Source organism: Sphingomonas guangdongensis (assembly GCF_900199185.1).
Taxonomy (GTDB): domain Bacteria; phylum Pseudomonadota; class Alphaproteobacteria; order Sphingomonadales; family Sphingomonadaceae; genus Sphingomonas; species Sphingomonas guangdongensis.
This window is the reverse complement of the sequence record NZ_OBMI01000001.1, coordinates 1,109,427-1,135,368: the sequence shown is the minus strand read 5'-3', so window position 1 is coordinate 1,135,368 and position 25,942 is coordinate 1,109,427. Positions and strand designations below refer to the sequence as shown.

Below are 25,942 nucleotides of genomic sequence, written 5' to 3'. Positions count from 1 at the left end.
GCATGGCAAGTGATCCGAGCCAGTCACTTCACGCCAAGCTGGTTGGCCTGTGCGCCGGCGCACACGGGAACATAGGTCAGCTCCAGCGCGTCTCCTCCAGTCAATTTAGCGACGTTGTGCCCAGATGATGACCCTGCCTTCGATCCTCGGTTCGCGCCGCGACCTCCTTGGGGCGATTACCGCGGCCCCGCTCGCGGCCCTGCCCGGCGATGCGCGTTCAGCAAACGACCGGGAGGTCGCAGCGACAGTGGCAATCGACCATCTTACGCCCGAACAGTTCGGCGCCGTGGGCGACGGCGTCGCGGACGACGCTCCGGCGATCCAGCGCGCCTTGGCTGCTGCGGCCGCCCGCCCCCGGGCAGCAACCGTCATTCTTCAGCCGCGGGTCGCCTACCGGTGCGGCAGCGGGCTAACCCTTGATGCGACCCGGGTGTCGCTATGGGGCAACGCGCTGCTCGATTTCTCCGGCTGGTCGGGCCGCTACCTGCGCGTGGATGCCAGTTCCGTGGGCGTGCCCGGACGCGACGCCGCCAACAACTATGGTCACAGGGGAATGATCTCCGGCATGATCCGGATCGTCGGTGCAGGCTGGGACACCGCGAGCACCGGCGTCGAGTTCTCGAGCGGAGCGATCGCGACGTCGGCGCAGCTCCTGATCGAGAACCTCTCGGTCGCGCACTGCGGGATCGGTCTTCGCTTCGGCAGTCGAGGGTACAACAACGTGCTCGTTCGCTGCGACGTGTTTCAGTGTGGTGTGTGCGTCGACTGGCCGGAGGCCGACGACAATGGCGAGCGCAACACGCTGATCGGATGCACGCTGTTCAACTCGGTGCTTGCGGCGCGAGTCACGGCCTCCAACGCCTGGCTCCACCTCCTCAGCTGTTCGCTCGACTATACGGAGCAGCTCTTTGACGTACGCAGCGGCCACGTGCTGGCGACCGGATGCAACATCGAGAGCAACAGGTGGAAGGATCGCCCGATCCGCTGTTCAGGCGACGGCGGTGTGATCCGGCTGGATGGCGGAGTCATGGTCAACCAGGTCGAGCTGACCAAGCCCACCATCACCCACTTCGTCGATGTCGGAAAGGGCGCGCGCGTCGAGTTCGGCGCCGTCTTCGCGTCCAGCCTGCCGCTCCGCGCGCAGGATCCGTCGCTGCCACCGACCTGGGCGATCGGAGCCGGCGAGTTCGACGTCGAGCGTACCCAATGTTTTGAATTGAGCCTGCTCCCACCCCGCCTTCACGCCGGCCGGACCTGCCTGTCCGATCCGGACTTCGCCAGCGAGCGGTGGGAAGACGTCATTTGGCGCATCGCCGACACCGCCGGGCCGGCCGGGGGGCGGCTCGGTCGACCGGACAGCAACCTGCGGCTCGCCAAAGGTGCCGTCGCGGGTGTGCGGGGCCTGATCGCCACCAAGGCGGGGGCGTCGGGCACACTTGCGGCGCTGGCGCTGATCACTTTGCCTGTCCGCCCGGGTGACATCGTGCTGTCCGGCTTCCGTGTGCGCCGCGACCCTGGACGGGCTGGCCGGGACGGCACCGTCTTCGTCTCGCCTAGCTGGATTCGGATCGACGGGCAGGACGACCAGCACGTGCCGATCGTCGTTCGGCAGGACGTCATCGGCACCCAGGCGCTGGAACCGCCGACGGACCGGATGCTGCCCGTATGGCCGCTGCATGCCCGCTCCCAGCGTCGGGCACCGGCATGGGCCACCCATTTCTGCATGGTGGTCGACCTGTCCAAGGCCGATCAGGCGAGCTTCCTGTTCAACGGCTTATGGGCCGACACGATCTGACGATGCGATCGCCCGAGTGTCCGCGTCGATCAGCGTTGCTGCACTCACTCCGCTGGCCAGCGCGAACTCGTCTGCTGCGCGCGCCATCGCGTCGTTGACGAACCGCTCGATCTCCGCGCGGAACCGGGTGGTGCTGAAGCGCTGCGCATTGGCCCGGCATGCGTCCGGGGTGATATGAGGAGCACGCGTCTCCAGTCGCTCGATGGCGGCACGGATGGCGGCGGTCGTCTGTTCGGGAAAGAACACGCCGGTCTGGCCCTGGTCGCTGTCGTGGCCGCGGATCGTCTCCAGCGCGCCGCCCTTGCCATAGGCGACCACCGGCGTGCCGCAGGCCTGCGCCTCCAGCGGTGCGATTCCGAAGTCCTCCTCGGCGGCGAAGATGAAGGCTTTGGCGCGCTGGAGGTGGTCGACGACGACGGCGTCGGGCTGCTTGCCCATCACGGTGACGTTCGGGCCCGCCAGGCGCCGCACCTCCGCCATGTCGGGGCCGTCGCCGATCACCACCAGGCGGCGGTCGGGCATCGCCGCGAATGCCTCGACGATCAGCGGAATGCGCTTGTACGGGACGAGCCGCGACATGGTGACGTAGAAGTCGTCGCGGTGGCTGCTCAGCTGAAAGCGGTCGAGGTTCACCGGCGGGTAGATCACGGTCGACGCCCGCCCGTACACCTTGCGGATCCGGCGCGCGATGAAGTGCGAGATCGCGACGAAGTGGTCGACCCCGTTCGCGGTCCGGGTATCCCACAGCCGCATGTAGTGCAGGATCGTGCGCGCCACCGCCCCCTTCAGCCCGCGGTCGCTGTTCGCCTCGCGGAGGTAGGTTTCCTGCAGGTCCCACGCGTAGCGGATCGGGCTCAGCGTGTAGGACACATGGACCTGGTCAGGGCCGGTGATCACCCCCTTGGCGACGGCGGAGCTGGTCGAGATCACCAGGTCATAGCCGGTCATGTCGAACTGCTCGACCGCGATCGGCATCAGCGGCAGGTAGGAGCGGTAGCGCTTGCGCGCGCCCGGCAGGCGCTGGATGAAGCTGGTCGTCACCTTGTGGCCGTCGAGGAAGCGGCGCTCCTCCTCCGTCAGGAACTCGACGGTCGTGAAGACATCCGCCTGCGGGTAGAGCAGCAGCAACTGCTCCACGCAGTTCTCGCCCCCCGTCTTGGACGCGAACCAATCGTGGACGATGGCAACCTTCATGTCAGTCCCTTGTACGTGCCGTCCGGCCCGGCCCGGCTGGTCCGTAGAGTGCGCTGGACTGATTTACTATATCCACTATGGGCATCCGCCGATGCCTTCCGTGACGCTCAGCACCGGCCGGACCTTCACCGCCGATCCTGCGACCTCGCTCCTCGACGCCGCGCTGCAGCAGCAGCTGGTGCTGGAATACAGCTGCCGCACCGGGCGCTGCGGGATCTGCAAGGCACCGGTGGTCGCGGGCGAGACCCGGCTGCTGCGGCCCGAGGACGAGAGCCTGAGCGCAGAGGAGGCAGCTCGCGGCCTGATCCTCACCTGCTGCCGCGCGGCGGTGAGCGACGTGGAGCTCGACGTCGAGCCGCTCGACCGTCTGGCCGGCCTGGAGATCAGGACGATCCCGGCGCGCATCGTGTCGATCGAAACGCTCGCCCCCGACATCGTCCGCGTCGTGCTAAAGACGCCGCCGGCCTCGCCGCTGCGCTTCCTCCCCGGCCAGTACATCGATGTGCTGGCCGACGGCGTGCGGCGCAGCTACAGCCTGGCGAACGCCCCGCGGGCCGACAACCAGCTCGAGCTGCTGATCAAGCGCTATCCCGGCGGGCAGCTCAGCGGCTTCTGGTTCGAGCGGGCGAAGCCGAACGACCTCATCCGGATCGAGGGGCCGCTCGGCACCTTCTTCCTGCGCGACGAGGCGCCCGTCGAAATCCTGTTCCTGGCGACCGGCACCGGCATCGCCCCCGTCAAGGCGCTGCTGGAGGAGATCGCGGCCGACCCGTCGCGCGCCGCCCGCCACCGCATCCGCGTGTTCTGGGGGAACCGCGAGGCGGAGAACTTCTGCTGGGATCCGGTCGACCTAGGGCTCGACATCGGCTTCCACCACCTGCTCTCCGGCGGCGATCCGTTGTGGGATCGACGGCGCGGCTACGTCCAGGACGCGGCGGTGGCCGACGGGGTCGACGTGTCGGAGACGGTGGTCTACGCCTGCGGCTCCAACGCCATGATCACGGCGGCGCGGAACCTGCTCACCGCGCGCGGCCTGCCGCCGAAACGCTTCTTTTCTGACGCATTCGTCAGCTCGAACTAGGACGGACACGATGAAGGCAGTGATCCTCGCCGGCGGACTCGGCACGCGCTTTGCCGAAGAAACCAGCCTCCGCCCCAAGCCGATGATCGAGATCGGCGGCCGCCCGATCCTGTGGCACATCCTGAAGATCTACGCCGCGCACGGGGTCAACGACTTCGTGATCTGCTGCGGGTACAAGGGCTATGTTATCAAGGAATACTTCGCCAACTACTTCCTGCACATGTCGGACGTGACGTTCGACATGGCGCACAACGAGATGATCGTGCACGAGAAGCGGGCGGAGCCGTGGCGGGTGACGCTGGTCGACACCGGCGACACCAGCATGACCGGCGGCCGGCTGCGCCGCGTGGCGGATCATGTCCGGGACGAGGAAGCCTTCTTCTTCACCTACGGCGACGGGGTCGGCGACATCGACATCACGGCAAGCCTCGCCTTTCACCGCGCCCACGGCCGGGCCGCGACGCTCACCGCCACCTACCCGCCGGGCCGCTTCGGCGCGCTCAACATGGCGGACGGCCGCGTGCTCGAGTTCACGGAGAAGCCGCAGGGTGACGGCGGCATGATCAACGGCGGCTTCTTCGTCCTGTCGCCGCGGGTGCTCGACTATCTCGTCGACGACGCGACGGTGTGGGAGCAGGAGCCGCTCCGCCAGCTGGCGGTCGACGGCGAGCTGATGGCGTACGAGCACCACGGCTTCTGGCAGCCGATGGACACGCTGCGCGACAAGCAGCACCTGGAGGCGCTGTGGGACGGGGGCAAGGCGCCGTGGTGCGTATGGCAGTGAGCACGCGCGGCGACGTCGATCCCGCCTTCTGGACCGGCAAGCGGGTCTTCCTGACCGGGCATACCGGATTCAAGGGCAGCTGGCTGTCGCTCTGGCTCCAGCAGCTCGGCGCCCAAGTCACCGGCTTCGCGCTCGCGCCGCCCACCAGCCCGGCGCTGTTCGAGGTCGCGCGGGTGGCCGACGGCATGACGTCCCACATCGGCGACATCCGTGATGCCGTCGCGCTGGAGGAGGCGCTCCGCGCGGCTGATCCGGAGATCGTGATTCACATGGCCGCGCAGCCGCTGGTGCGCGCGTCCTACGACGATCCGGTCGGCACCTACGCCACCAACGTCATGGGCACGGTGCACCTGCTCGACGCCGTGCGGCGCGCGCCCGCCGTCCGCGCAGTGTGCGTCGTCACCACCGACAAATGCTACGAGAATCGCGAGTGGGCCTGGGGCTACCGCGAGGACGAGGCGATGGGCGGCCACGATCCCTATTCAAACTCGAAGGGGTGCGCGGAGCTCGTCACCTCCGCCTACCGCCGCTCCTTTTTCACCGGCGATGGTTGTGCCGCGATCGCTTCCGGCCGGGCCGGCAACGTCATCGGTGGCGGCGACTGGGCAACCGACCGACTGATCCCCGACATCCTGCGCGCGGTGGCGGCGGGTGAGCCGGTGCTGATCCGCAATCCGCTCGCGACCCGGCCGTGGCAGCACGTGCTGGAGCCACTGTCGGGCTATCTCGTGCTCTGCCAGCAGCTGTGGCACGATCCGGCGGCCGCGGCGGAGGCGTGGAACTTCGGTCCGCGCGACGAGGACGCCCGCCCCGTCCAGTGGATCGTCGAGCGGATGTGCGCGCTGTGGGGTGCCGGCGCCGACTGGACCCGCGATCCGAGCGTCCAGCCGCACGAGGCCAACTACCTGAAGCTCGACATCTCCAAGGCGCGTGCCGGGCTCGGCTGGCAGCCGCACTGGACGCTTTCGGCGGCGCTGGAGAGTATCGTCGCGTGGCACCGTGCATGGCTGGCGGGCGACGACATGCGCCGCTATTGCACCCGCGAACTGGAGCGCTTCGCCGGCGCTTCCCTCGCCGACGCCGCCTGAGGATGATTGATGACTGCTGACGACCTTCGCCGCGAGATCCGCAAGCTGGTCGGCCAATATGCCGAAGCCCAGTTCGCGCCCAAGCCGTTCGTCCCCGGCGAGAGCGTGATCCCGCCCGCGGGCAAGGTAATCGGCGCGCCGGAGATCGAGCTGATGGTAGAGGCGTCGCTCGACGGCTGGCTCACCACCGGGCGTTTCAACACGCAGTTCGAGGCGGGGCTGGCAGAAGTGCTCGGCGCGCCTTTCGTCCTCACCACCACGTCGGGCTCGTCGGCGAACCTGCTCGCGCTGTCCTGCCTCACCAGCCACAAGCTCGGCGACCGCCGGCTGAAGCCGGGCGACGAGGTGATCACGGTCGCCGCCGGCTTTCCGACCACCGTCAATCCCTCGATCCAGCACAATCTGGTGCCGGTGTTCGTCGACGTCGACGTGCCGACCTACAACATCGACGCCAGCCTGATCGAGGCGGCGATCACCGACAAGACCGGCGCGATCATGATCGCCCACACGCTCGGCAATCCGTTCAACCTGGCCGAGGTGCGGCGGATCTGCGACGAGCACGACCTGTGGCTGGTTGAGGATTGCTGCGACGCGCTCGGCGCCACCTATGGGGGCAAGAAGGTCGGCCTGTGGGGCGACGTCGCGACCGTCAGCTTCTACCCCGCGCATCACATCACCATGGGAGAGGGCGGCGCCGTCTTCACCCAGAACCTGGAACTGCGCCCGATCATCGAAAGCATCCGCGACTGGGGCCGCGACTGCTACTGCGCGCCGGGCTGCGACAACACCTGCGGCTCGCGCTTCGGCCAGCAGCACGGGACGCTGCCGTTCGGGTACGACCATAAGTACGTCTACAGCCATCTCGGCTACAACCTGAAGATCACCGACATGCAGGCGGCGTGCGGGCTGGCGCAGCTCGACCGCGTCGACGACTTCGTCGCCGCGCGCCGCCGCAACTTCGCGCTGCTGACCGAGCGGCTGCGTGGGCTGGAGGAGATCTTCATTCTGCCGGAGGCGACGCCCAACTCCGACCCGTCATGGTTCGGCTTCCCGCTCATGCTGCGCGACGGGGTGGATGCGAAGCGCGTCGACGTGACCCGCTACCTCGATCAGAACAAGATCGGCACGCGCCTGCTGTTCGCCGGCAACCTTACCCGCCAGCCCTACTTCCAGCACGTCGAGTACCGCGTCGTCGGCGAGCTGACCCAGACCGACCGGGTCATGCACAACACCTTCTGGCTCGGCCTCTACCCCGCCCTCGGGGCGGAGCACTTCGACTATGTCGGCAGCAAGCTCGAAGAGTTCTTCGGGCTGAATTTCTGAGACAATGCCGGGCGTACTGGTCACGGGTGCGTCCGGATTTCTCGGCGCACATGTTGCCGCTGGGGCATTGTCGCGCGGGCTGAAGGTGCGCGCGGGCGTGCGCTCGACAAGCGATCTTAGTCGATTGCAGCGGCTCGCGCCGGCGGCTGATCCGATGGTCTTCGACCTGGCAGGCCCGACTGAACAGTTCGCAGCGGCGCTCGACGGCATCGACCTGGTCGTCCACTGTGCGGCGTACGGCGTCGACTATCGGCAGCGCGACTTCGACACCGGGCTGGCCGCAAACGTCAGTGCTTCCGTCCGCCTGGCCGAGGCGGTCGCCGCACGAGGTGCTCGCCTGATCCACGTCGGCACCTCCTACGAATATGGCACCGAGGACGGTGTGCTCACGGAGGATCGCCGTCTTGCGCCCGTTGGCGTTTACGGTGTCACCAAGGCCGCGGCGACCCTCGCCCTGCAGGATCTCGCCCGCAGAACCGGTGCGTCGCTTGCCGTCGTGCGGCCCTTCAGCATGTACGGCCCACTGGAGGGTGAACACAAGTTTGTGCCGCTCGTGATGGCTGCGAGCCGCAGCGGCAGCCCCCTCGATCTTACGCCGGGCGATCAGCAGCGCGACTATCTGTACGTGGGCGACGTGAGCGATGCCTGCCTGGATCTGGGATCGAGCAACGACTTCCCGTCGGGTGAAGTCTTCAATCTCGCGTCCGGCTCGGGCTTGAGGCTTCGCGACGTTGCGCTTGCGGCGGTTCACGCGGCCGGCGGCGACGTCAAGGTGCTACGCTGGGGCGCCAAGCCATACCGTCCCGCCGAGAGCATGCGGGTGGTCGGCGACGCAAACAAGATCGCGCGCGCAATCGGTTGGCGAGCGACGACGTCCCTCGTTACGGGGATGCGGCTCACCGCCGCCGCAGACCTCTGCTGAGAGTGAAGGAACCGACAAGAATGAAGCTTCTGATCACGGGCGGCTGCGGATTTCTCGGCAGCAACCTTGCCGCCGCGGCGCTGGAGCGCGGCGTCGAACTGATGGTGTTCGACAATCTGTCGCGCGTCGGATCGCCGCAGAACCTGGAATGGCTGCGCGGGCAGGGTCATTTCACCCATGTCCACGGCGACATCCGGAACACGAACGACGTCACGCGAACGATCCGCGACTTCAAGCCCGAGGCAATCTTTCACGTGGCCGGGCAGGTTGCGATGACGACCTCGATCGCGAACCCGCGGTTCGATTTCGAGATCAATGCCGGCGGTTCGCTGAACGTGCTGGAGGCGGTGCGCGATCACGCGCCCGAAGCGGCGGTGCTCTACAGCTCTTCGAACAAGGTCTACGGCGACCTCGAGTACATCGATTATCTGGAAACCGACACGCGCTACGTCGATCCGGCCCACCCGGACGGCCTCGATGAGCGCACGCCGCTCGACTTCCAGTCGCCCTATGGCTGCTCCAAGGGTTCGGCCGACCAGTACATGCAGGACTTCGCGCGCGTATACGGTCTCAAGACGCTCGTTTTCCGGCACTCCTCCATGTACGGGTCGCGGCAGTTCGGGACCTTTGACCAGGGATGGATCGCGTGGTTCTGCAGCCAGGCGGTCAAGCAGCGTGCCGGACTGCTCAACGCGCCGTTCACGATCGCGGGCAACGGCAAGCAGGTTCGGGACGTCTTGGAGGCCCGCGACATGGCGCGGCTGTACTTCGCTGGCCTGGACCACATCGAGCGCGCGCAGGGGCAGGTGCTGAACGTGGGCGGCGGCATGGAAAACAGCCTTTCGTTGCTGGAACTGTTCGCGCTGTTGGAGGAGCTGACCGGCGGGACGCTTGCCTACGAGAAGCTGGAACCGCGCTACAGCGACCAGCGCGTGTTCGTCGCCGATCTCGCGAAAGCCAGGGCGCTGCTCGACTGGACGCCGCAAGTGAGTGCGCGTGAGGGGATCGCTGCGGCCGTCAGCTGGGCCCGCGCCGGCGTGGAAGCAGGCCGCTGATCGAAGCTTAGCGCCGTCATGCCAACTATTCCACGAGTATGGCTGGTAGCTGGCGGCGGTTGGATCGGGCGTGCGGTCCAGGTGGCCGCACAGTTAGCGACGGTGCGTATTCTCACAGATGGCTTGGGCACCGTCGGCTATGGCGCGTTCGCGGTCCTGAGCAGTCTCGCCGGCTGGTTCGCGCTGAGTGATTTCTCGATCGCCGTTACCCTGCAGAACTACATCTCGGAGCGCCGCGCCGCTGAGCTCGAGACGGACGACCTTGTGTTCACGGCCGCGACGCTGTCGCTCGGCGCGGCCCTGCTGTTCGCGGTAGTGCTGCTGCTGGCCGGACCATGGCTGTCGAATCTACTGCTCGACGAGTTCGCCGTTCTGTCGCGAAGTGAACGCACCCTGGCCTTCTACGCGATCGCCTTTCCCAGCATCGGGACGGCATTGGGCGGTATGGCATACAAGATCTGGTTTGCGCAGCACCGCGGATATCTGTCGAACTTGCTACCGGCGGCCGGAACGGTTCTCGGGACAGTGGCCGTCTGGCTGTTCATGCGCAGCAGCCCCCAGCAACCGCTCGCCAGCACCCTCTTCCTCTACTATGCGGCGTCGGCACTTATTCCAGTGCTTGCCTTGACGGGTATCGTGCTGGCTGCGGCCCGCCACCGCTTCGCCACCGACCTGTTGAGGCCGCTGCTGCGCCGTGCCGCGCGCTTCTGGATATTCGGTGTTCTGGCGGCAGCCGTGCTGCAGGTAGACTATATCATCATGGCCCAGGTATTGCAGGCCGCAGATATCGTGGTCTACAATGTAGCGAGCAAGATCTTCCAGCTCGTCTTCTTCGTCTATAACGCCCTGCTGTTCGCATTATGGCCGGTCTGCAGCGAGGCCATTGCGCGGGGCGAGTGGGCCCGGGTCTTCGCCCTGCTACGCCGCAACCTCGTGATTGGCATCGCCTTCACGGTCTTGTGCGGTGTCGGCGTCGGCGTGCTCAACGGCACCATTGTTTCGATCGTCGCGCCCACGCTTGCCGAGCCCTTGCCAATGCTGGTGGTGATCCTGCTGACAATCTACGTCGCCGTCAGGGTCTGGTCGGATACCTTCGGCATGGTGCTCCAGAGCATGAACGACCTGACGCCGCTGCTGATCGCGCTGCCGATCCAGGCTGTTCTCAGCGCCGCTCTGCAGACACTCGGCGCCTCCGTCGCGGGTCTTCCCGGGATGATCGCTGGTCTGACTGCCTGCTTCGTGCTAACGGTTGCCTGGTATCTACCTTGGCGCTGCATCCGGTACGCGCGCGAGCGCACTACCATAGAGACAGAACGTCATGCGCCTTTCGATCTGCATCCCGACGTATAATCGCGCCAAGTTCCTGCCAGACCTGTTCGACAGTATATTGGCGCAAACCGGCTATGCGTGCGAGGTCGAGGTCGTCGTCAGCGACAACGCGTCCGCAGACGACACTCAGGCCGTTATCGAACGCTATCGAGGCAAGTTCGACCGCCTCGTCTATCAGTGTGCCTCGCAAAACATGGGCGCCGATTGGAACTACCTGCGCATCGTCGAACTTGCATCGGGTGATTTCTGCTGGCTGATGGGTAGCGACGACGTCCTGGAGGAAGGCGCGATCGCCGCGGTCGAGCAGGTGATCGCGGCACAACCTGAGATTGCTGGATTGTCGGTCGGGCGCGTCATACGAAGCTTCGAGTTGGAGCGGCGGCGCGAGGAGCGGCTCGCCAAGGGACTTGTTCTCTCTGACAGCGGCGAACTGCACGGTGCCGACGCCATCTTCAGGTCACTTGCCGCTTATCTCGCCTATCTCTCGGGTCAGATCGTCCGGCGCTCGCTCTGGAACGAGGTGGTGGAGGACAGCCCGGTGTCCGACTACTTCAACGCCTACGTCCATGTCTACGTGATCGGGCGAATGGTTCAGCGCTGCCCACACTGGTATTATCTGGCCGAGGGGCTGGTCGGGTGGCGGGAGGACAATGACTCGTTCCTGTCCGATGGCGAGTACAATCGCCTGCGCATCGATGTGGTCGGATATGAGCAACTGGCCCGCGGACTGTTCGGCGCAGGCAGCCCGACTTACCATCACATCAACCGGGACGTCTCCACCGGTCTCCTCTTCCGCCGGCTGCTTAGTGGCGTCATCGACGCAGCGCCGCGATCCTTCTTTACCAAGGCGGCGCAGCTGACCTTTCCGTTGTACGCACGCTATCCCGCCTTTTGGATCAAGACGGCACCCCTGCTTCTTCTTCCCCGGCCCGCGCTTCGCCTCGGGCGGACGGTGGTCAAGTCGTTGAGGGCGGCCAGCTAGGCGGCCCGACTGACAGCAGGCCCAGAGCAGAAGAGTTTGGTATGCGTCTTTCCATCTGCATTCCCACCTACAATCGCGGGCAGTTCCTCCCGGATCTGCTCGAGAGTATCGCCCAGCAGACCGGGCACGGATGCGAGATCGAGGTCGTCGTCAGCGATAACGCTTCCACCGATGACACTCCCGCCGTCATTGAGCGCTTCCGCAGCCGGTTGCCGCGGCTGATCTACCGGCGTCACGAGAACAACCTGGGTCCGGACCGCAACTTCCTGAGCGCAGTGGAACTCGCAAGCGGTGACTGGTGCTGGTTGATGGGAAGCGACGACGTGGTCGAGACGGGCGCCGTCGCGCGCATCGAGCGGACACTGAATGCGCAACCCGGCATCGCCGGGCTGTCGGTCGAGCGGGTCCTCTACAGCTTCGACCTGGCAAGCCAGCGCAACTCGCCGCCTTACGATCGCGCTCTCTTCAGCAGCTCCCGGCTGCTCCGGGGCGATCGTGAGATCTTCCTGTCGTCCGCCGATTACTTCGGCTATCTTTCCGGAAACGTATTTGACCGGCAGCTCTGGGCCGATGTCGTTGCAACCTCTCCCGTTGATCAATTCTACAATGCGTACGTACACGTCTACGTACTCGGGAACATGCTCAAGCGTCGTCCAGCATGGTATTACCTCGCGGAGCCGTGCGTGCGCTACAGAACCGACAACGATTTCTTCCTTGGGGAAGGTGAGTATCGCCGACTCGAGATCGACGTGCTTGGCTACGCGGCCATTGTACGGGCGTTATACGGTGACGACAGCCCCGTCACACGCCAGATGGACAAGCGGGTCGGCAAGCACGTCTTCTACCGCCTGCTCTCGGCGAAGTTGCGCGGCGTGACGGGCGATTTCTACCGTCGGTCGCTTGGGCTGTCGTTCCGGCATTACCGGCGTTCAACCGTCTTCTGGCTGGCGATCGTCCCCGCCTTCGCCGTGCCGTCCGTCGTTGTTCGCGGCGTGCGTGAGGTGTACCGTCGCACGCTCCGGCCCCTCAGGCTTGCCAGATTGGCCAGCCGGACTGCGCAGCAGTAAGCCGGCGTTCACCGACCCGTTCCAATCCCGTCAATCGTGAAGGTAACCATGCGTCGATCGCTCGCGCACAGTCTGGACAACATTTCCGACCGCCGCATCATCGTCCTCGGCGACATCATGCTCGATACGTTCGTCTATGGTCAGTGCGCGCGCATCTCGCCGGAGGCGCCGATCCCGGTGGTCCGGATCGAACGGGAGGATGTGATGCTGGGCGGGGCGGGCAATGTCGCCCGCAACATCGCGGCACTCGGTGGCGAGGTCATGCTGATCGGTGTGGCGGGAGCGGACGCCGCCGGCGCGTCGCTGCGCGCGAGAGTCGCAGCCGAGCCGGGGATCTCGGCCGACCTGGTCGACGATGGGCGTCCGACCACGCAGAAAATCCGCTATGTCGCAGGCCAGCAGCAGATGCTGCGGGTCGATATCGAGCACACCCACGCCGCGGAATCCGCTGCGCTGCTCCACGCCTTTCAACGTCAACTGCCCGCGGCCGACGCCGTTGTCCTCTCCGACTATGCCAAGGGCGTCGTGACGCCGGATCTGCTCGGTCAGGTCATCGCTGCGGCGCGCGCCGCGGGCAAGCCGGTGATCGCCGATCCGAAGAGCGCGGATGTGACGCGCTACGACGGCGTCACGCTGCTGACGCCTAACGCCGGGGAGGCCGACGCCGCGACCGGTATCGCCTGCGACGAGGATGACGCGGCGGCGCGGGCAGCGGCGCAGCTGCTGGCCGCCATGCCGACGTCGCCGGCGGTGCTGGTGACCCGCGGCGCACGCGGCATGACGCTGGCTCGTCGCAGCGGAGAGGTCGCCCACCTCCCGGCGCTGGCGCGCGCCGTGTTCGACGTGTCCGGCGCGGGCGACACCGTTGTTGCCATGCTGGCCGTCGCGCTGGCGGCCGGCGAGGATGTCGCGGTCGCAGCCGAGCTGGCCAACATCGCCGCCGGCATCGCGGTGGCGAAGCCGGGCACCGCGGTCGTCACCATGCAGGAAGTGGCGGAGCAGATGCAGCACGATCATCGGCTGAGTGCCGACAGCAAGGTCGTGTCGCTGCCTCAGGCGGAACGCATCGTTGCGGACTGGCGGCGCGACGGCGCAAGGATCGGGTTCACCAACGGCTGCTTCGACCTGATTCATCCCGGCCACATCTCGCAGCTCGCCCAGGCGCGATCGACGTGCGACCGCCTGGTCGTCGGGCTGAACACCGACGCGTCCGTCCAGGTGCTCAAGGGCCCCAGTCGGCCCGTCCAGCGGGAGCAGGCCCGCGCAACGGTCCTCGCCGCGCTCGAGGTCGTCGACCTGATCATCCTGTTCGGTGAGGATACGCCGCTGCGCCTGATCGAGGCATTGCGCCCCGATGTGCTGATCAAGGGCAAGGATTATACCGTCGACCGGATCGCCGGCGCCGATCTTGTGCTCGGCTATGGCGGCGAGATCTTCCTGGCCGACCTGCTGCCCGGGCACAGCACGACCAGCCTCATCGCGCGCGCCCGCGAACCGGAGCTGGGCGGTGAGTGACTAGAGCGGCGCGCCCGCCAGCGCCAGCCGCGCGAGCGCCGCATCGACCACCTCGTCCGGCTCGACGCCGAGGAAGCAGGCCATCGCCTCGCAGCCCGCACGATTGCAGGGGGCGCAGCGCACCGGGCGGACCAGGACGCTGACCTGCTGGCCGTACGGCGCCCATTTGGCCGGGCTGTTGGTGCCGGTGAAGATGACCACCGTCGGGACGTCGAACAGCGCGGCGACGTGCCCTGTGGCGGTATCCGGACAGATCACCAGCGCTGCGTCCGCGAGGACGCTCGTGAACTCCTCCCATGTCGCGCGGCCCGCCAGATCGATGGTGCCCGGCGCGTCACCGGCGAGCGCCCCGGTGAGTGCCTGATCATCCGCCCCCGCGCCGGTCAGCACGATGCGGTACATCGGCGCTTCCCGGCGAAGGCGCGCCATCACGGAGCGCCAACGCTCGACACCCCAGTGGCGCGTCGGCGAGCCAGCACCCGGGTGGATGACAAGATAGGGTCGTGCCTCCCGAACGTGTTCGGGGAGTGGTGCCAGCGTTTCGCGCTCGCGATGCGGCTGGAACAAGGACGCGTCAAAGGGTCGATCGGGCGTCAACCGGTCGAGCAGATCGCGGTACTGGTCCGCCATCGGCCGCTCCTCATCCCGCCACGGCACCGGATGCGACAAGAGCGGACCGAACCCACCGCTCGTATAACCGACCCTGACCGGGATGCCGGCGGTCCGGAACAACGGATGCGCGGGTGGGAAGAAGGGATATAGATCGATGCCGATCTCGTAACGCGCCGCCCGAATAGCGCGCAGGGCGACGCTACGCGTCTCGGCGTAGCGCCCGCGCTTGTCACGCGACGTGCCCGCTGACCGGTTCGCCATCCAGTGGTCGATCACGTGGATGTCGTCGACCAGGCCGGTGCCCTCGACCGCGGCACGCCCCCAGCTGCCGACGATCATCCCGATGCGGGCTTGCGGCCACCGCGCCCTGAGTGCCCTGAGCGCGCCCAGACTGGTGGTCACGTCGCCGAGATGCGCCCAATTGGCGACGAGGATGCGCTCTGGATCGGCCGGCACGGCCGCGGACGCTCGCGGCAGCACGGCAAGCAGCGCGTCCATCATCCCGATGGCTGCGGCTTTTGGCCGATTGCGGATGAGGTAGCGTCCGCGCATGGATGGGCGCGGCTCGGCATAGGGTCCGGTTGGCGCCCGGTGTGACAGCGGCAGGATCACGGACGCGCTCTCAGATACTCCGAGAGCGCGAGGAAGATGTGGTAGAAGGTGCTGGCCGGAACCCGATCGACGAGCGGGCGTCCGTCCGTATCGATCCAGTCGATCCAGCAGCCAGGCACCGGATGCGCGAGAAAGCGGTTGAACAGGGTCGCGACGATGGCGTCGCTCCGGGCTGCCGACACACCGTCCTGCAGCCGAGCCATAACGAGTTCCGCCTTGAGTGCTTCGGTCTGCGGCCAGGATCGTGTGCTTGGCTTTGTAACGGTTCCGTCGGGCCGGACTTCGTCGATCAGCAAGGTTCCGGCGCGATTACGTCCATGACGCTCGATGAAATCGTATAAGCGGAACGCTTCATCGCACAACGGTTCACCAACTGCCTGCGCGTACTGATCCAGCAGCCACACCCATTCGGCGTGATGACCCGGTTCAATCACCTCGCCGATCGAACCCGCAGCCGGTGCCCAGCGGTCATCGTAGAACTCCCGGAGCACACCGGCGCGACGATCGAACAACCGCTGCTGGAACAGGTCAAAGAGCGTGCGGGCGCGATCCAGGAAGATGGGTTCGCCCGTCGCCTCCCACGCCGCCAGCACCGCCTCGAACAGGTGCATGTGGGGGTTTTGGTGAAAGCCGGGCGTACCCTGGTCGTCCACGACTAGGCCGGTGCCGCTCGGATGCCCCAGCAGGGCCCAGGTCGCATCGCCGAGCTCGGCAACGGCCCGCCGCACGTCGTCCCGGTCCGTTGCGCGCGCGTACCAGCTCCAGGCGAACAGCAGAAAGGCGTGATCGTAGGTGTCGCGCTTCGCGTCGACGACCACCCCGGTTCGCGACACGGCGTGAACGGCCCCCCCGGCGATACCGTCCGGAAAACCGTACGCACGCACGAAATCATAGCCGTGGCCGGCAACGGCGTCGCCGTCCGCCGCCAATCCGAGCAGCTTGGCATGCGAGAAGACATAGATCTGCCGCGCCTGCACCCGCAGCCGCTTGGCGGCATCGACATCGGGTTCGCCGGACCATGACAGGCGTTCGACGAAGCCGCCGCAGCGCGCATCCACGCCGACCGTCGACCACAGGGGCAGCGCCGTGGTCGCCAGCCAGTCACGTGCGCGCTGTCGTAGGTCTGCCATCAGCCGCTTACCCGCCCAGGCATCGTGCCCGCTGTCGCGGGAGGACGCGCACGCATCAGAACGACCAGCCGGCCTCGTTGCGCCGCAGATCGGCGGACACCATCAGCGCGGCAAGTTCCTCCAGCTGGACCGTCGGGGTCCAGCCGAGTTCGCGTTCCGCCTTGCCCGCATCGCCGATCAGCAGGTCGACCTCGGCCGGGCGGTAGAACTGTGGGTTGACCCGGACCAGCAGCTTGCCCGTGCGCCGGTCGGTGCCGGTCTCCGCCTCGTCCCGGCCGGCCCAGTCGAGCGCGATGTCCACCTGCTCGAACGCCAGCTCGACGAAGCGCCGCACCGTCTCCGTCCGGTTGGTCGCGAGCACGAATGTTTCGGGCCGGTCGTGCTGGAGCATCAGCCGCATGCCCTCGACATAATCGCGCGCGAAGCCCCAGTCGCGCTTGGCATCGAGGTTGCCGAGTTCGAGCACATCCGCCTTGCCGAGCGCGATCTTGGCGACCGTATCGGTGATCTTGCGCGTCACGAACTCGCGCCCGCGCAGCGGGCTCTCGTGATTGAACAGGATGCCGCTGCAACCGAAGATGTCGAAGCTCTCACGGTAGTTGACGGTCAGCCAGTGCGCGTAGAGCTTCGCGACGCCGTACGGGCTGCGCGGGTAGAAGGGCGTCTCCTCGGTCTGCGGCACCGCTTGGACCTTGCCGAACATCTCGGACGTCGACGCCTGATAGAAGCGGATGCGCTTGTTGACGGTGCGGATCGCCTCCAGCAGGTAGGCGGCGCCGAGGCCGGTGATCTGCCCGGTCGTGATCGGCTGATCGAACGAGACGCCGACGAAGCTCTGCGCCGCGAGGTTATAGACCTCCGTCGCCTCCGACGTCTCGATCAGCCGGATCGCGGAGCCCATGTCGGTCAGGTCGTATTCGACCAGCTTCAGCCCGGGGTTGTCCGCGATGCCGAGCTCGTCGATGCGCCAGAAGTTGACGGAGCTGGTCCGGCGGTAGGTTCCGTACACCTCATAGCCACGCGCCAGCAGGTTCTCGGCCAGATAGGCGCCGTCCTGCCCGCTGATCCCCGTCACGATGGCTGTCTTGGGCATGAGGTTCCTGCATCGGCGCGCGAGAATGCGCGAAAGGTCTGCGGGTCTAGACGCCGCCGTCCGCGTTGGCCAGTATCGTTGCCGGTGAGATGGAGGGCGTCGTGAGCGTTGGCATTCGGATCGCAGTGACCCTGGTCCTGGCAACCGTCCCGGTCGCGGCAACGGCGCAGCAGGTGATCGGCACCGGCGCGCGCGAGGCGACCAGCGCGGCCAGTACCGAGCTCGTGACGACGGAGCTGCCCGCGGCCGTACCGCTCGCCGCCAAGCGGCGCTCCGCCCGGCCGATCAGCGCGAACCAGTCCTACAACCGGGAGCGCGCCGCCGCGGGGCGCGTCGGCGTGCGGCTGGGCGACGACATGAGTTTTCGCGCGGAGAACTGACGCGGCGCCCGCGCAGGCGTGTTGCGCGAGCGGCTATACCGGCAGCAGCTGGAGCGAGCGCAGGTTGATCTGGTGCGGCGTCGTGGTCGGCTGCAGCGTTCCGGTGATCTCCAGCACCGGATAGTCGCACGAGACCACGCCATCGGTGCGGTACCGGCCGACAAGCCCCGGCACCGGTCGCAGCGGCGTAACGGTGTTGCCGCAGGTGAGCTGGAAGCCGAGCACGCCCAGCGCGTCGCCGCCCTGCACCTGCTGCACGGCGAGCTGATAGGCGCCGCGCCGGCCGGTCGTTCGCTGGCGGGCGAACACCGGCACGCCCCGGCCGTCCCAATTGATGTCGAGCTGGGCCGATCCGTTCTCGACATAGGCGCTGGTGCCGTAGCCCTCGCCGGTCAGCAGCGCCCAGTCCAGGTCGACCACGCTCTCCTCGGCGGCCATGCTGTCCCGCGCGGCGGCGCGCGTGAAGGTCGGATCGCTCACCGCGCCGCGCTGCGGCAGGAGTGTTCGCCAGAGCGCCACCGCGAGGTCGGTCCGTCCGCCGGCCTCGAACACGCGGATGGCCGTGATCGCCTCCCCTTCGGTCACCGCATCAAGGGCGCCGAGCTCGCGCAGCAGGGCGTAGCGCGCCACCAGCTGCTCCGGGCTGCGCAGGTGGCCGGTGCTGCTCAGATAATCCCCGCGCCACACCGGCCTGCCGGCCAGCCGGCGCGCGACGACACGCCGCATCTCCGGCTCGACCTCCAGCATGCTCAGCACCGGAACGATCCGCTCGGTCGCCTCGCGACGCCGCAGCAGCGCATCGCACGTGTCCAGGATCGTCCGGATGTCGACCCGCGCGACCGCCAGGGTCAGGCTGTTCTGCAGGCTCACGCTGTCGCGCCAGCCGAGCTGCCTCAGCTGGCGCACCCACGGCTCCGGCGCGTCCCCTGCGTCGACGGCGCTGGTCATCGCCACGTTGACCAGCCGCTGCAGCAGGGGGCTTCCGGTCAGCGCCAGGCGCATGCTCGGCTCCGGTACTGCTGCCAGGGCTGCGCTAGCGGATGGCGTGCGATCCGCGAGCGCAGCCGCGCCGCGCACGAGCGACACCTGCCGGATCGCGTTCGCCGTCCGCGCCGCATAGGCCGCGACCACGAACAGGATCAGGCCGGTGAGCGCCGCTGCTACGATCCGGCGCCAGTCCGCGCGCCGCCCGGCCTCAGCGCTTGCGGCTGCCATAATCGTAGCTGTAGCCGTATTCCGTGCCGTAGCCGTAGCCCGAGCGACCCGGATCGAACTTCAGCAGGACGGCGCCTGCCATGGCACCGCCACCCTGCTTCAGCCGCGACAGCGAGGTTTGCATCATGCGCGGCGCATTGCGGCCCGACTCGACGATGTAGATCGTCGCTTCGACCTCGCTGGAGAGGATGACGGCGTCGGCGAGACCGAGCACGGGTGCGCTGTCGATCAGCACGACGTCGTAGCGCGACGCGAGCTCGGCGAAGAGCGCGCGCACGCGGGGGCTGTCCATCAGCTCGGTCGGGTTGGGCGGGATGTCGCCCGCGACGATCAGGTCGACGTTGCTCTCCGGCGTGTGACGGAGGCTCTCCTCCAGGCTCGTCTGGCCCGTCACGAGGTTGCTGAAGCCGCGCGTATTGTCCTGCTCGAACAGGCGGTGGAGGTTCGGACGACGCAGGTCGACGTCGACCAGCACCACGCGGCGGCCCAGCCGTGCGAGGCTGAGCGCCAGCGCGCGGCATGCGGTCGACTTGCCCTCGCCCTGCTGGGTGCTGGTGAACATGATCGTCCGCGGCGTACCGTTGGACGACAGCAGGGACAGGCTGGTGCGCACGGAGCTGTAGGCGTCCGACTGGAACGACTTCGGGTCGGCCAGATCCTCGTTCGGCGTGCTCGAGGTCGGCACCACGCCGAGCAGCGACAGCCCGGTCGCGGCGGTGACTTCGTCCGGCGTCCGCACTCGGCGGAACAGCTGCTCGCGCAGGAAGACCACCAGCGCCGACAGCAGCATGCCGAGGATCAGCGCCAGGGCGAGATTGAGCGACAGCTTCGGCCAGGACGTACGGTCGGGAATGCTCGCCCGATCGACCACCGCCAGGTTGTTGGTCTGGACGCCCGATTCGGCATTCAGTGCGTTGAATCGCCGCAGCAACGCCTCATACTGCTGGCGGTTGGTGTCCGCCTCGCGCCGCAGGATGGACAGCTCGATGCCCTGGTTCTGCTCGGCGAGCGTCCCGCTCTTCAGAGCGTCGATTTCGCCGGACAACTGCCGCTCGCGTGCTTGCGCGATGCGGTAAGCGCTGCGCACTCCGGCGCGGATGTTGCCGGCAATGGCGCCGATCTGACGATCGAGCTCGGCGATCTGCGCGCGTGCCGCGACCACGGTCGGATAGTCCTCGCGGCGGGTCGTCAGCTGCTGGCGATACTCGGCCTCGACCGACGCGCGGCGATCGATCAGCTGCTGCACGGCGCTGTTGCTCAGCACGTCCGGGGTGCTGAGCGGCGGGATCTGTGCGATCTGGCGCCACTTCTGCTCGGCCGCGATCCGCTCCGACACGGCGCTCGAATAGGCCTGGTTGAGCTGGACGAGCTGCGCCGTGATCAGCGACTGGGGACGCCCGTTATCGGTCGAGGCGGTGCTGCCGGCGGCATTGCCGGCATCGACGATCCGAGTGCGGCGGGCATAATCGACGACCCGCTGCTCGGTCTGCTCCAGCCGCGCCTGCGCCTCGCGCAGCTGGTCGCGCAGGAAGTCCAGTGCATAGACCGAGCTGTTCGCCTTTCGCGCCAGGTTCGAGCGGATGTACGCATCCGCGAACGCGTTGGCGACGCGCGCGGACAGGCGCGGGTCGGGACTGGTGAAGGAGATCTGGGCGATCCGGGTCGTGCCGGTATAGCGCACCGACATCCCCTTCGCGAGGGTGTCGAGGATCACTTCACGCCGCGCGTCGCGCGGGGTCATGCCGAGCGGCACGCGGGTGGGATCGACCTCGACCCGCATGGCGTCGAGGAAGCCGTTGCCGCGAAACAGCCCCTGCCGCTCGGCAACCGCCTCGGCCACGCCGCGGCTGCGGATGATGTCGAGCTGGGTCTGCATGAACCGCTCGGAGTCCAGGCGGCTCGATGCCCCTTCCCGGTCGGCCTCGGTGCCGAGCACCTTTTCCGCTTCCTGCCTGACCTCGACAGTCGCGGTCGCCTGATAAAGCCGCGTGCTCAGCAGCGCGGCGACGATCGCGAGCGCGATGCAGAGCGCGAAGATGCCGGCGATCCACCACCGCGCGCGGTACGCGGCCGCCCAGATCTCGCGAAGGCCACCGGCGCGCGGAGCCTGCGCCTCGGCCGCGGGCGATCCGGGTGCGAGCGGGACTGCCGCTGCGCCGCTGCCATCGAAGGGGAATTGCATCAACCGGATCCTACTATTGGCTCAGCGCCACGAACAGGCCGGCGACGCCCGGCAATGCGCCAATGGCGACCCGCAGCAGCGAGGACGCCTGCGAGAAGCCGACAACGATGATGTCGCTCTGCTGTATCTGCGGGTCATCGGCCCGCCCGGCGCGGATCTCGCGCAGGTCGAAGCGCGCGACGTAGCGCTGCCCACCGCTCTCGCGGATCACCAGCACTTCGTTCAGCTTGGCGAACTCGGTCACGCCCTCACCAAGCGCGACCGCCTGCACCAGCGACAATCGCGCGCCCGGGATCTGGTACACGCCCGGCTTGCGGACCTCGCCATCGACCGTGACCGTGAAGTTGGCGGCGCGCTCCAGCGACACGGACACGCTGCTGTTGCGGAGGTACCGCTGGTTGAGCAGCGTCGACAAGCGGTTCGCGACCTCCAGCGTCGACATGCCCGACACCTGAAGCTCGCCGAGGAGCGGGTACGAGATCTTGCCGCTGAGCGACACCGGCAGGCTGTCGAACGAGAGCTCAGGCTCCCGGAACACCCGCACCGTGATGGTGTCGAGCGGACCCAGCCGGTAATCCTGGTTCGCGACCGGCGTCACGATCCCGCCGCGCTCGGCCGGCGGCAAGGGACCACCGATCTCCAGGCCCGAGCCGCCCCCGCACGCACACAGGCTCAGCACCGCCAGGATCGGAAGGAATGTGAGACGCAAACGATGTCACCTTGAGGATTGGCGGAGCGCAAAGGCCCCGTTCCGTTAGCAGCAGGGCTTATTCGACTTCAAGCCGCATCGGTCGGGCCGGCGCGGCAGCCGGGCGCCACAACCGCAGCACGCCGGCGAGCGCCAGGGCGGCGAACACCGCCGCGGCGGGCCGGCGGAGCGGATAGTCGACCAAGCTGTGCAGCGCGAAGAGCAGGAGGATGACATAGGCTGCGACCGCTTCCGTACGGCGGGGATCGCCAGGCGGCAGGGTACGCCAGACAGCAACGGACTGGAGCACGCCGATCACCAGGAGCGCCAGCACCGCGCAGCCGGCAACGCCACCCTCCAGCACGAGTTGCAGATAGTCGTTGTGGAGCGCGTTGACGTAGGTCGGCTTGACCCAGGCAAGCTGCTCGTGCGCCGCGAACAGCGTGGCGAACGAGCCGAAGCCGCTGCCGGTCGACCAGTAGCGCGCGACCAGCGGCCACGACCAGTCGAGGAATGACCAGCGCAGATCGTCGTCGACGTCGCCGACCCGATCGCCCACGACGCGGAACACGTCGCTCCCGACCACGGCGGCGATGAGCAGCGCGCCCAGCGCCAGCGCCGCGAGCCGCCAGCGCAACGGCACCTGGCGCATCGCGTCGGCGAGGACGATCAGCCCGGCAATGCCGCCGAGCGCGAGCCCGGCGCGGCTGTTGGTGGCGACGATGCACACCAGCGCGAGCGCGGCGAAGGCGACGGCCGCGACCCGGCCGCGGCGCGTTCCGAGGAGGTCCTTCGCGACCACCAGCCCGACCAGGACCATCGCGCAGGCGATCGTCAGCGCCATGTGGTTCTTGTTCGCCTGGAAGCCGAGCAGGTTGGCCGAGGAGCGGTTGATCTGAAGGTGCGGCCAGCCGTCGTTCAGGACCTGCAGCAGCCCGATCGCCATCCCGGCGACAACGACGCCGGCGGCCACTGCCATCACGCGTCGAAAGGGTCGCGCCTCCAGCTCGAGCAGCAGCGCGGTCAGCACGGTGAAGCCGGCGGCGAGCAGCGCGGTGATAGCGGTGCTCGCCGGCTCCAGGCTGAGCGGCTGCCACGTGTCCGCCAGCCCGGCGAGCGACAGGGTGCCGAGCCGCAGCTCCTGCCCGGGCAGCTGCTGCCAGAGGGCGGGCGGCAGCGGCACCAGTTGCAGCAGGGGCAGCACCGCGATGCCGATCAGGCCGAACCGTGCGGCGAGCGGCAGGCAAGCGATCGTCCGGAATCCCGTCCGCCACGCCAGCATCACCGCCGCCGCGATCACGATGAGCGTTGCCAGCATATAGGCCGGCGTCCACCCGACCGATCCGCCGCCCAGCAGGGCGAGGGCAAGAAAGAGACCGGTCGCCAGGACGAAGTCGAGGCCCAGGTCGCTGATCGTGCCGCCGCGCTCGTGACGTGACCGGCGGCGCTGCTGTCGCTGCATCAACTCTTCCGTGAAGGCTTCAGGGGTAGTGACGGGCCGGCGCGCCTAGCATGGGTCGCGCGCGACGGCTAATCCGCGGCGGCGCTGCCCTTCGCTCGGCGGATCGCCTTCAGCCGGTGCCACACGTACCAGCCGACCGCCGCGACCAGGACGACCCCGATGATCGCGTCGGCGGAGTGGAAGAAGGCGCGGACGCGCGGGTCGCCGTGCCACTTCTCGCCGAGTTCGCGCCCGATCCAGGCGAGCGCGAAGCAGAACGGCCAGGAGCCGGCGAACGTGTAGAGGTGAAACGGGACGAGCGGCATCCGCGCCACCCCGGCGGGAAAGGCGATGAACGTCCGGATCACCGGCAGCAGGCGGCCGACGAAGACGGCCGAGGTGCCGAAGCGCGCGAAGAAGCGGTCGGCGGCGTCGAGTTCGTCCGGGCCGATCAGCAGATACTTGCCCCAGCGCTCCACGAACGGCCGCCCGCCCCGCTTCCCGACCTCGTACGCGACCACCGAGCCGACGTTGCACCCGAAGGCACCCGCGGTCGCGGCGAGCCAGATGTTCATCTTGCCCTGCGACACCAGATAGCCTGCGAACGGCATGATGAGCTCGGACGGGAGCGGCACGCACGCGCTCTCGATCGCCATCAGCAGCACGACGCCCCAGTAGCCGGTCGCGTCGATGACCCCGATCACGAGCTCGGCGAGGAAGGAGAGGATGTCTTCGACCATGCGCGCGCCCGTGGCCGAAAGCGCGGCGGATTGCCAGCGTCATCGCGCGACGGGCAATGCTTCGTTGCGGCGTCAGCGCTCGGACGGGAACACCGTCTCGCCCGCCGCGCACATCGCGACGAAGCGCTTGATCCGCTTGGCCCGGGTCTCCGGGCGCTTCGCCTCGTGGATGCGGTACAGGATGGCGTAGCGGTTCGCGCCGCTAAGCGTGTCGAAGAAAGCGCGCGCCGGCGGGTTGGCCGCGAGGGCGGCGGCGAGATCGTCGGGGACGGTCGCACTGGATGCGGGCGGATAGGCGGCGTCCCAGCGCCCGTCGGCCCTGGCGCGCTCGACCTCCGCCAACCCTGCGGGTGCCATGCGACCCGCTGCGATCAGCTCGTCGGCGCGGGTGCGGTTCTTCTCGCTCCACGGACTGCGGGCCCGCCTCCGCGTCATGCGGATCAGCGACCAGGCGTCGTCCCACTTGCCCGCTTGCCCATCGATCCAGCCGTGGATCAGCGCACCATCGACCGCCTGCGCGCGGGTGAGGGTCGATTCGGCGTTGCCCTTCTTCGGCAGCTTGAGCCAAACGCCCGCCGCGGCCCCGCCGTTGGCGGCGAGCCAGCCCTCCCACACGCCCGCGTCGGCGAAGGGGAGCACCGGCAGGCCGTCGTCGGCCGGCGTCACGCCGCGCGCGCCTCCAGCGCCGAGGCGGCCTCCGCCAGCAGGGTCCGGAGGATGTCGGCGAGCGGCTCCTCCCTGGTCACCATGCCGACCGACTGGCCCGCCATCAGGCTGCCGTGCTCGACATCGCCGTCGACCACCGCGCGCCGCAGCGCGCCCGCCCAGTAATGCTCGATCTGAAGCTGCGCCTCCGCCATCGCGAGCGATCCGGAGTCGATCGAACCCGCAACTTCGCGCTGCTTGGCGGTGAACAGCTCGGTGCCGGCGTTCTTCAGCGCGCGGACCGGGATAACGGGCAGGCGCGGGTCGACCTGGACGCTCGCGACCGCATCGCGGGCGGAGGCGCGAATGAAGGCGCGCTTGAAGTTCGGGTGCGCAATACTCTCCGTCGCGCACACGAAGCGGGTGCCGAGCTGGACGCCCGCCGCCCCCATGTCGAGGTAGCCGGCGATCGCCTCCCCCCGCCCGATCCCGCCCGCCACGAACACGGGGAGCGTCTCGGCGATCTCCGGCAGCATCTCCTGCGCCAGCACCGATGTGGAGACCGGACCGATGTGGCCGCCCGCCTCCATTCCCTCGATCACCAGCGCGTCCACACCCGACCGGATCAGCTTTTTCGCCAGGCTGAGCGCGGGCGCGAAGCAGATCACCTTGGCGCCCGTCGCCTTGATTGCCTCCAGCGCACCCTTGGGCGGCAGGCCGCCCGCCAGCACGACATGGCCGACGCCGTGCCGGCCGCAGACCTCGATCAGATCGGTCAGCTGCGGGTGCATGGTGATCAGGTTGACGCCGAACGGCCGGTCGGTGAGCGCGGTCGTGCCTGCGATCTCCGCGTCGAGCAGGTCGGGCGTCATCGCCCCGCACGCGATCAGCCCGAAGCCGCCGGCGTTGGACATGGCGGCGACCAGATTGCGCTCGCTGACCCACGACATCGCGCCGCACAGCACCGCCACCTCGCTGCCCAGAAACGCCGCGCCACGCGCCATGCGGCGTTGCAGCCGCTCTTCCCCGATGCTCATGGCCGCGTGGGTTAGGCGAGGCGGCGGAACGC

General features: G+C 68.0%; 23 protein-coding genes. 12 read left to right on the top strand and 11 right to left on the bottom strand.

Translation table 11 applies throughout. The features are described 5' to 3' along the window. Window positions 1–124 precede the first annotated feature (124 nt). Window positions 125–1,795: a hypothetical protein gene (locus CRO12_RS05540; protein ID WP_097062947.1), complete on the top strand. Its 1,671-nt coding sequence runs from the start codon at window positions 125–127 to the stop codon at window positions 1,793–1,795. Here the strand turns inward: CRO12_RS05540 and CRO12_RS05535 are convergent. Then, on the bottom strand, window positions 1,775–2,989 hold the full coding sequence (locus CRO12_RS05535; protein ID WP_097062946.1) for a glycosyltransferase family 4 protein: 1,215 nt from the start codon (window positions 2,987–2,989) through the stop codon (window positions 1,775–1,777). The genes CRO12_RS05540 and CRO12_RS05535 overlap by 21 nt on opposite strands. A 91-nt stretch (window positions 2,990–3,080) precedes the next feature. Between CRO12_RS05535 and CRO12_RS05530 the strand changes: the two genes are divergently transcribed. The 10 genes from CRO12_RS05530 to rfaE1 all read left to right on the top strand — a co-directional run bounded on the left by CRO12_RS05530 (window position 3,081) and on the right by rfaE1 (window position 14,135). Beyond that, on the top strand, window positions 3,081–4,070 hold the full coding sequence (locus CRO12_RS05530; RefSeq protein WP_097062945.1) for an FAD-binding oxidoreductase: 990 nt from the start codon (window positions 3,081–3,083) through the stop codon (window positions 4,068–4,070). 10 nt (window positions 4,071–4,080) lie between these two features. Beyond that, window positions 4,081–4,854 (top strand): glucose-1-phosphate cytidylyltransferase, encoded by a 774-nt coding sequence (gene rfbF / locus CRO12_RS05525; RefSeq protein ID WP_097062944.1) that lies wholly within the window; start codon window positions 4,081–4,083, stop codon window positions 4,852–4,854. Next, window positions 4,845–5,942 (top strand): CDP-glucose 4,6-dehydratase, encoded by a 1,098-nt coding sequence (gene rfbG / locus CRO12_RS05520; RefSeq protein WP_097062943.1) that lies wholly within the window; start codon window positions 4,845–4,847, stop codon window positions 5,940–5,942. Before rfbF ends, rfbG begins: the two co-directional genes overlap by 10 nt. A 9-nt stretch (window positions 5,943–5,951) precedes the next feature. Next, entirely contained in the window at window positions 5,952–7,265 is a 1,314-nt protein-coding gene (rfbH, locus tag CRO12_RS05515) for a lipopolysaccharide biosynthesis protein RfbH (RefSeq protein ID WP_097062942.1), read from the top strand. A 4-nt stretch (window positions 7,266–7,269) separates the two neighbouring features. Further along, window positions 7,270–8,187, top strand: a complete 918-nt coding sequence (locus CRO12_RS05510; RefSeq protein ID WP_097062941.1) for an NAD-dependent epimerase/dehydratase family protein — start codon at window positions 7,270–7,272, stop codon at window positions 8,185–8,187. After that, window positions 8,124–9,242 (top strand): NAD-dependent epimerase/dehydratase family protein, encoded by a 1,119-nt coding sequence (locus CRO12_RS05505; protein ID WP_281253378.1) that lies wholly within the window; start codon window positions 8,124–8,126, stop codon window positions 9,240–9,242. Before CRO12_RS05510 ends, CRO12_RS05505 begins: the two co-directional genes overlap by 64 nt. 102 nt (window positions 9,243–9,344) lie before the next feature. Further along, window positions 9,345–10,592, top strand: a complete 1,248-nt coding sequence (locus tag CRO12_RS05500; protein ID WP_144033525.1) for an MATE family efflux transporter — start codon at window positions 9,345–9,347, stop codon at window positions 10,590–10,592. Then, window positions 10,561–11,553: a glycosyltransferase family 2 protein gene (locus CRO12_RS05495; RefSeq protein WP_097062938.1), complete on the top strand. Its 993-nt coding sequence runs from the start codon at window positions 10,561–10,563 to the stop codon at window positions 11,551–11,553. Before CRO12_RS05500 ends, CRO12_RS05495 begins: the two co-directional genes overlap by 32 nt. Window positions 11,554–11,594: 41 nt before the next feature. After that, entirely contained in the window at window positions 11,595–12,620 is a 1,026-nt protein-coding gene (locus CRO12_RS05490; protein ID WP_097062937.1) for a glycosyltransferase family 2 protein, read from the top strand. A gap of 48 nt (window positions 12,621–12,668) precedes the next feature. Beyond that, window positions 12,669–14,135 (top strand): D-glycero-beta-D-manno-heptose-7-phosphate kinase, encoded by a 1,467-nt coding sequence (rfaE1, locus tag CRO12_RS05485; RefSeq protein ID WP_097062936.1) that lies wholly within the window; start codon window positions 12,669–12,671, stop codon window positions 14,133–14,135. Here the strand turns inward: rfaE1 and CRO12_RS05480 are convergent, their stop codons facing one another. The 3 genes from CRO12_RS05480 to gmd all read right to left on the bottom strand — a co-directional run bounded on the left by CRO12_RS05480 (window position 14,136) and on the right by gmd (window position 17,582). Continuing rightward, window positions 14,136–15,359, bottom strand: a complete 1,224-nt coding sequence (locus CRO12_RS05480) for a glycosyltransferase family 9 protein (RefSeq protein ID WP_097062935.1) — start codon at window positions 15,357–15,359, stop codon at window positions 14,136–14,138. Continuing rightward, entirely contained in the window at window positions 15,356–16,417 is a 1,062-nt protein-coding gene (locus tag CRO12_RS05475) for an AGE family epimerase/isomerase (RefSeq protein WP_179640871.1), read from the bottom strand. The genes CRO12_RS05480 and CRO12_RS05475 overlap by 4 nt, the downstream gene beginning before the upstream one ends. A gap of 127 nt (window positions 16,418–16,544) precedes the next feature. Then, on the bottom strand, window positions 16,545–17,582 hold the full coding sequence (gmd, locus tag CRO12_RS05470; protein WP_097062933.1) for a GDP-mannose 4,6-dehydratase: 1,038 nt from the start codon (window positions 17,580–17,582) through the stop codon (window positions 16,545–16,547). 101 nt (window positions 17,583–17,683) lie between these two features. Here gmd and CRO12_RS05465 point away from each other — a divergent pair, with 101 nt between their 5' ends. Continuing rightward, on the top strand, window positions 17,684–17,962 hold the full coding sequence (locus CRO12_RS05465) for a hypothetical protein (protein WP_144033524.1): 279 nt from the start codon (window positions 17,684–17,686) through the stop codon (window positions 17,960–17,962). A 33-nt stretch (window positions 17,963–17,995) separates the two neighbouring features. Here CRO12_RS05465 and CRO12_RS05460 read toward each other — a convergent pair whose 3' ends face one another. From CRO12_RS05460 to CRO12_RS05430, 7 genes are all read right to left on the bottom strand, one after another. After that, on the bottom strand, window positions 17,996–19,177 hold the full coding sequence (locus tag CRO12_RS05460) for a hypothetical protein (protein ID WP_097062931.1): 1,182 nt from the start codon (window positions 19,175–19,177) through the stop codon (window positions 17,996–17,998). Continuing rightward, a complete protein-coding gene (locus CRO12_RS05455; RefSeq protein WP_097062930.1) occupies window positions 19,158–21,359 on the bottom strand; it encodes a GumC family protein in 2,202 nt (733 codons plus the stop codon). The genes CRO12_RS05460 and CRO12_RS05455 overlap by 20 nt, the downstream gene beginning before the upstream one ends. A gap of 13 nt (window positions 21,360–21,372) precedes the next feature. Then, window positions 21,373–22,068 (bottom strand): polysaccharide biosynthesis/export family protein, encoded by a 696-nt coding sequence (locus CRO12_RS05450; protein WP_097062929.1) that lies wholly within the window; start codon window positions 22,066–22,068, stop codon window positions 21,373–21,375. 58 nt (window positions 22,069–22,126) lie between these two features. Next, window positions 22,127–23,509 carry an O-antigen ligase family protein gene (locus CRO12_RS05445; protein ID WP_097062928.1) on the bottom strand — a complete coding sequence of 461 codons (1,383 nt, stop codon included), beginning with the start codon at window positions 23,507–23,509 and terminating at the stop codon, window positions 22,127–22,129. Between the two features lie 68 nt (window positions 23,510–23,577). Continuing rightward, a complete protein-coding gene (locus CRO12_RS05440; RefSeq protein WP_097062927.1) occupies window positions 23,578–24,228 on the bottom strand; it encodes a DedA family protein in 651 nt (216 codons plus the stop codon). A 72-nt stretch (window positions 24,229–24,300) separates the two neighbouring features. Further along, window positions 24,301–24,894: a YdeI/OmpD-associated family protein gene (locus CRO12_RS18280; protein WP_179640870.1), complete on the bottom strand. Its 594-nt coding sequence runs from the start codon at window positions 24,892–24,894 to the stop codon at window positions 24,301–24,303. Beyond that, window positions 24,891–25,910 carry an NAD(P)H-dependent flavin oxidoreductase gene (locus CRO12_RS05430; RefSeq protein WP_245858218.1) on the bottom strand — a complete coding sequence of 340 codons (1,020 nt, stop codon included), beginning with the start codon at window positions 25,908–25,910 and terminating at the stop codon, window positions 24,891–24,893. The genes CRO12_RS18280 and CRO12_RS05430 overlap by 4 nt, the downstream gene beginning before the upstream one ends. Window positions 25,911–25,942: the final 32 nt, after the last annotated feature.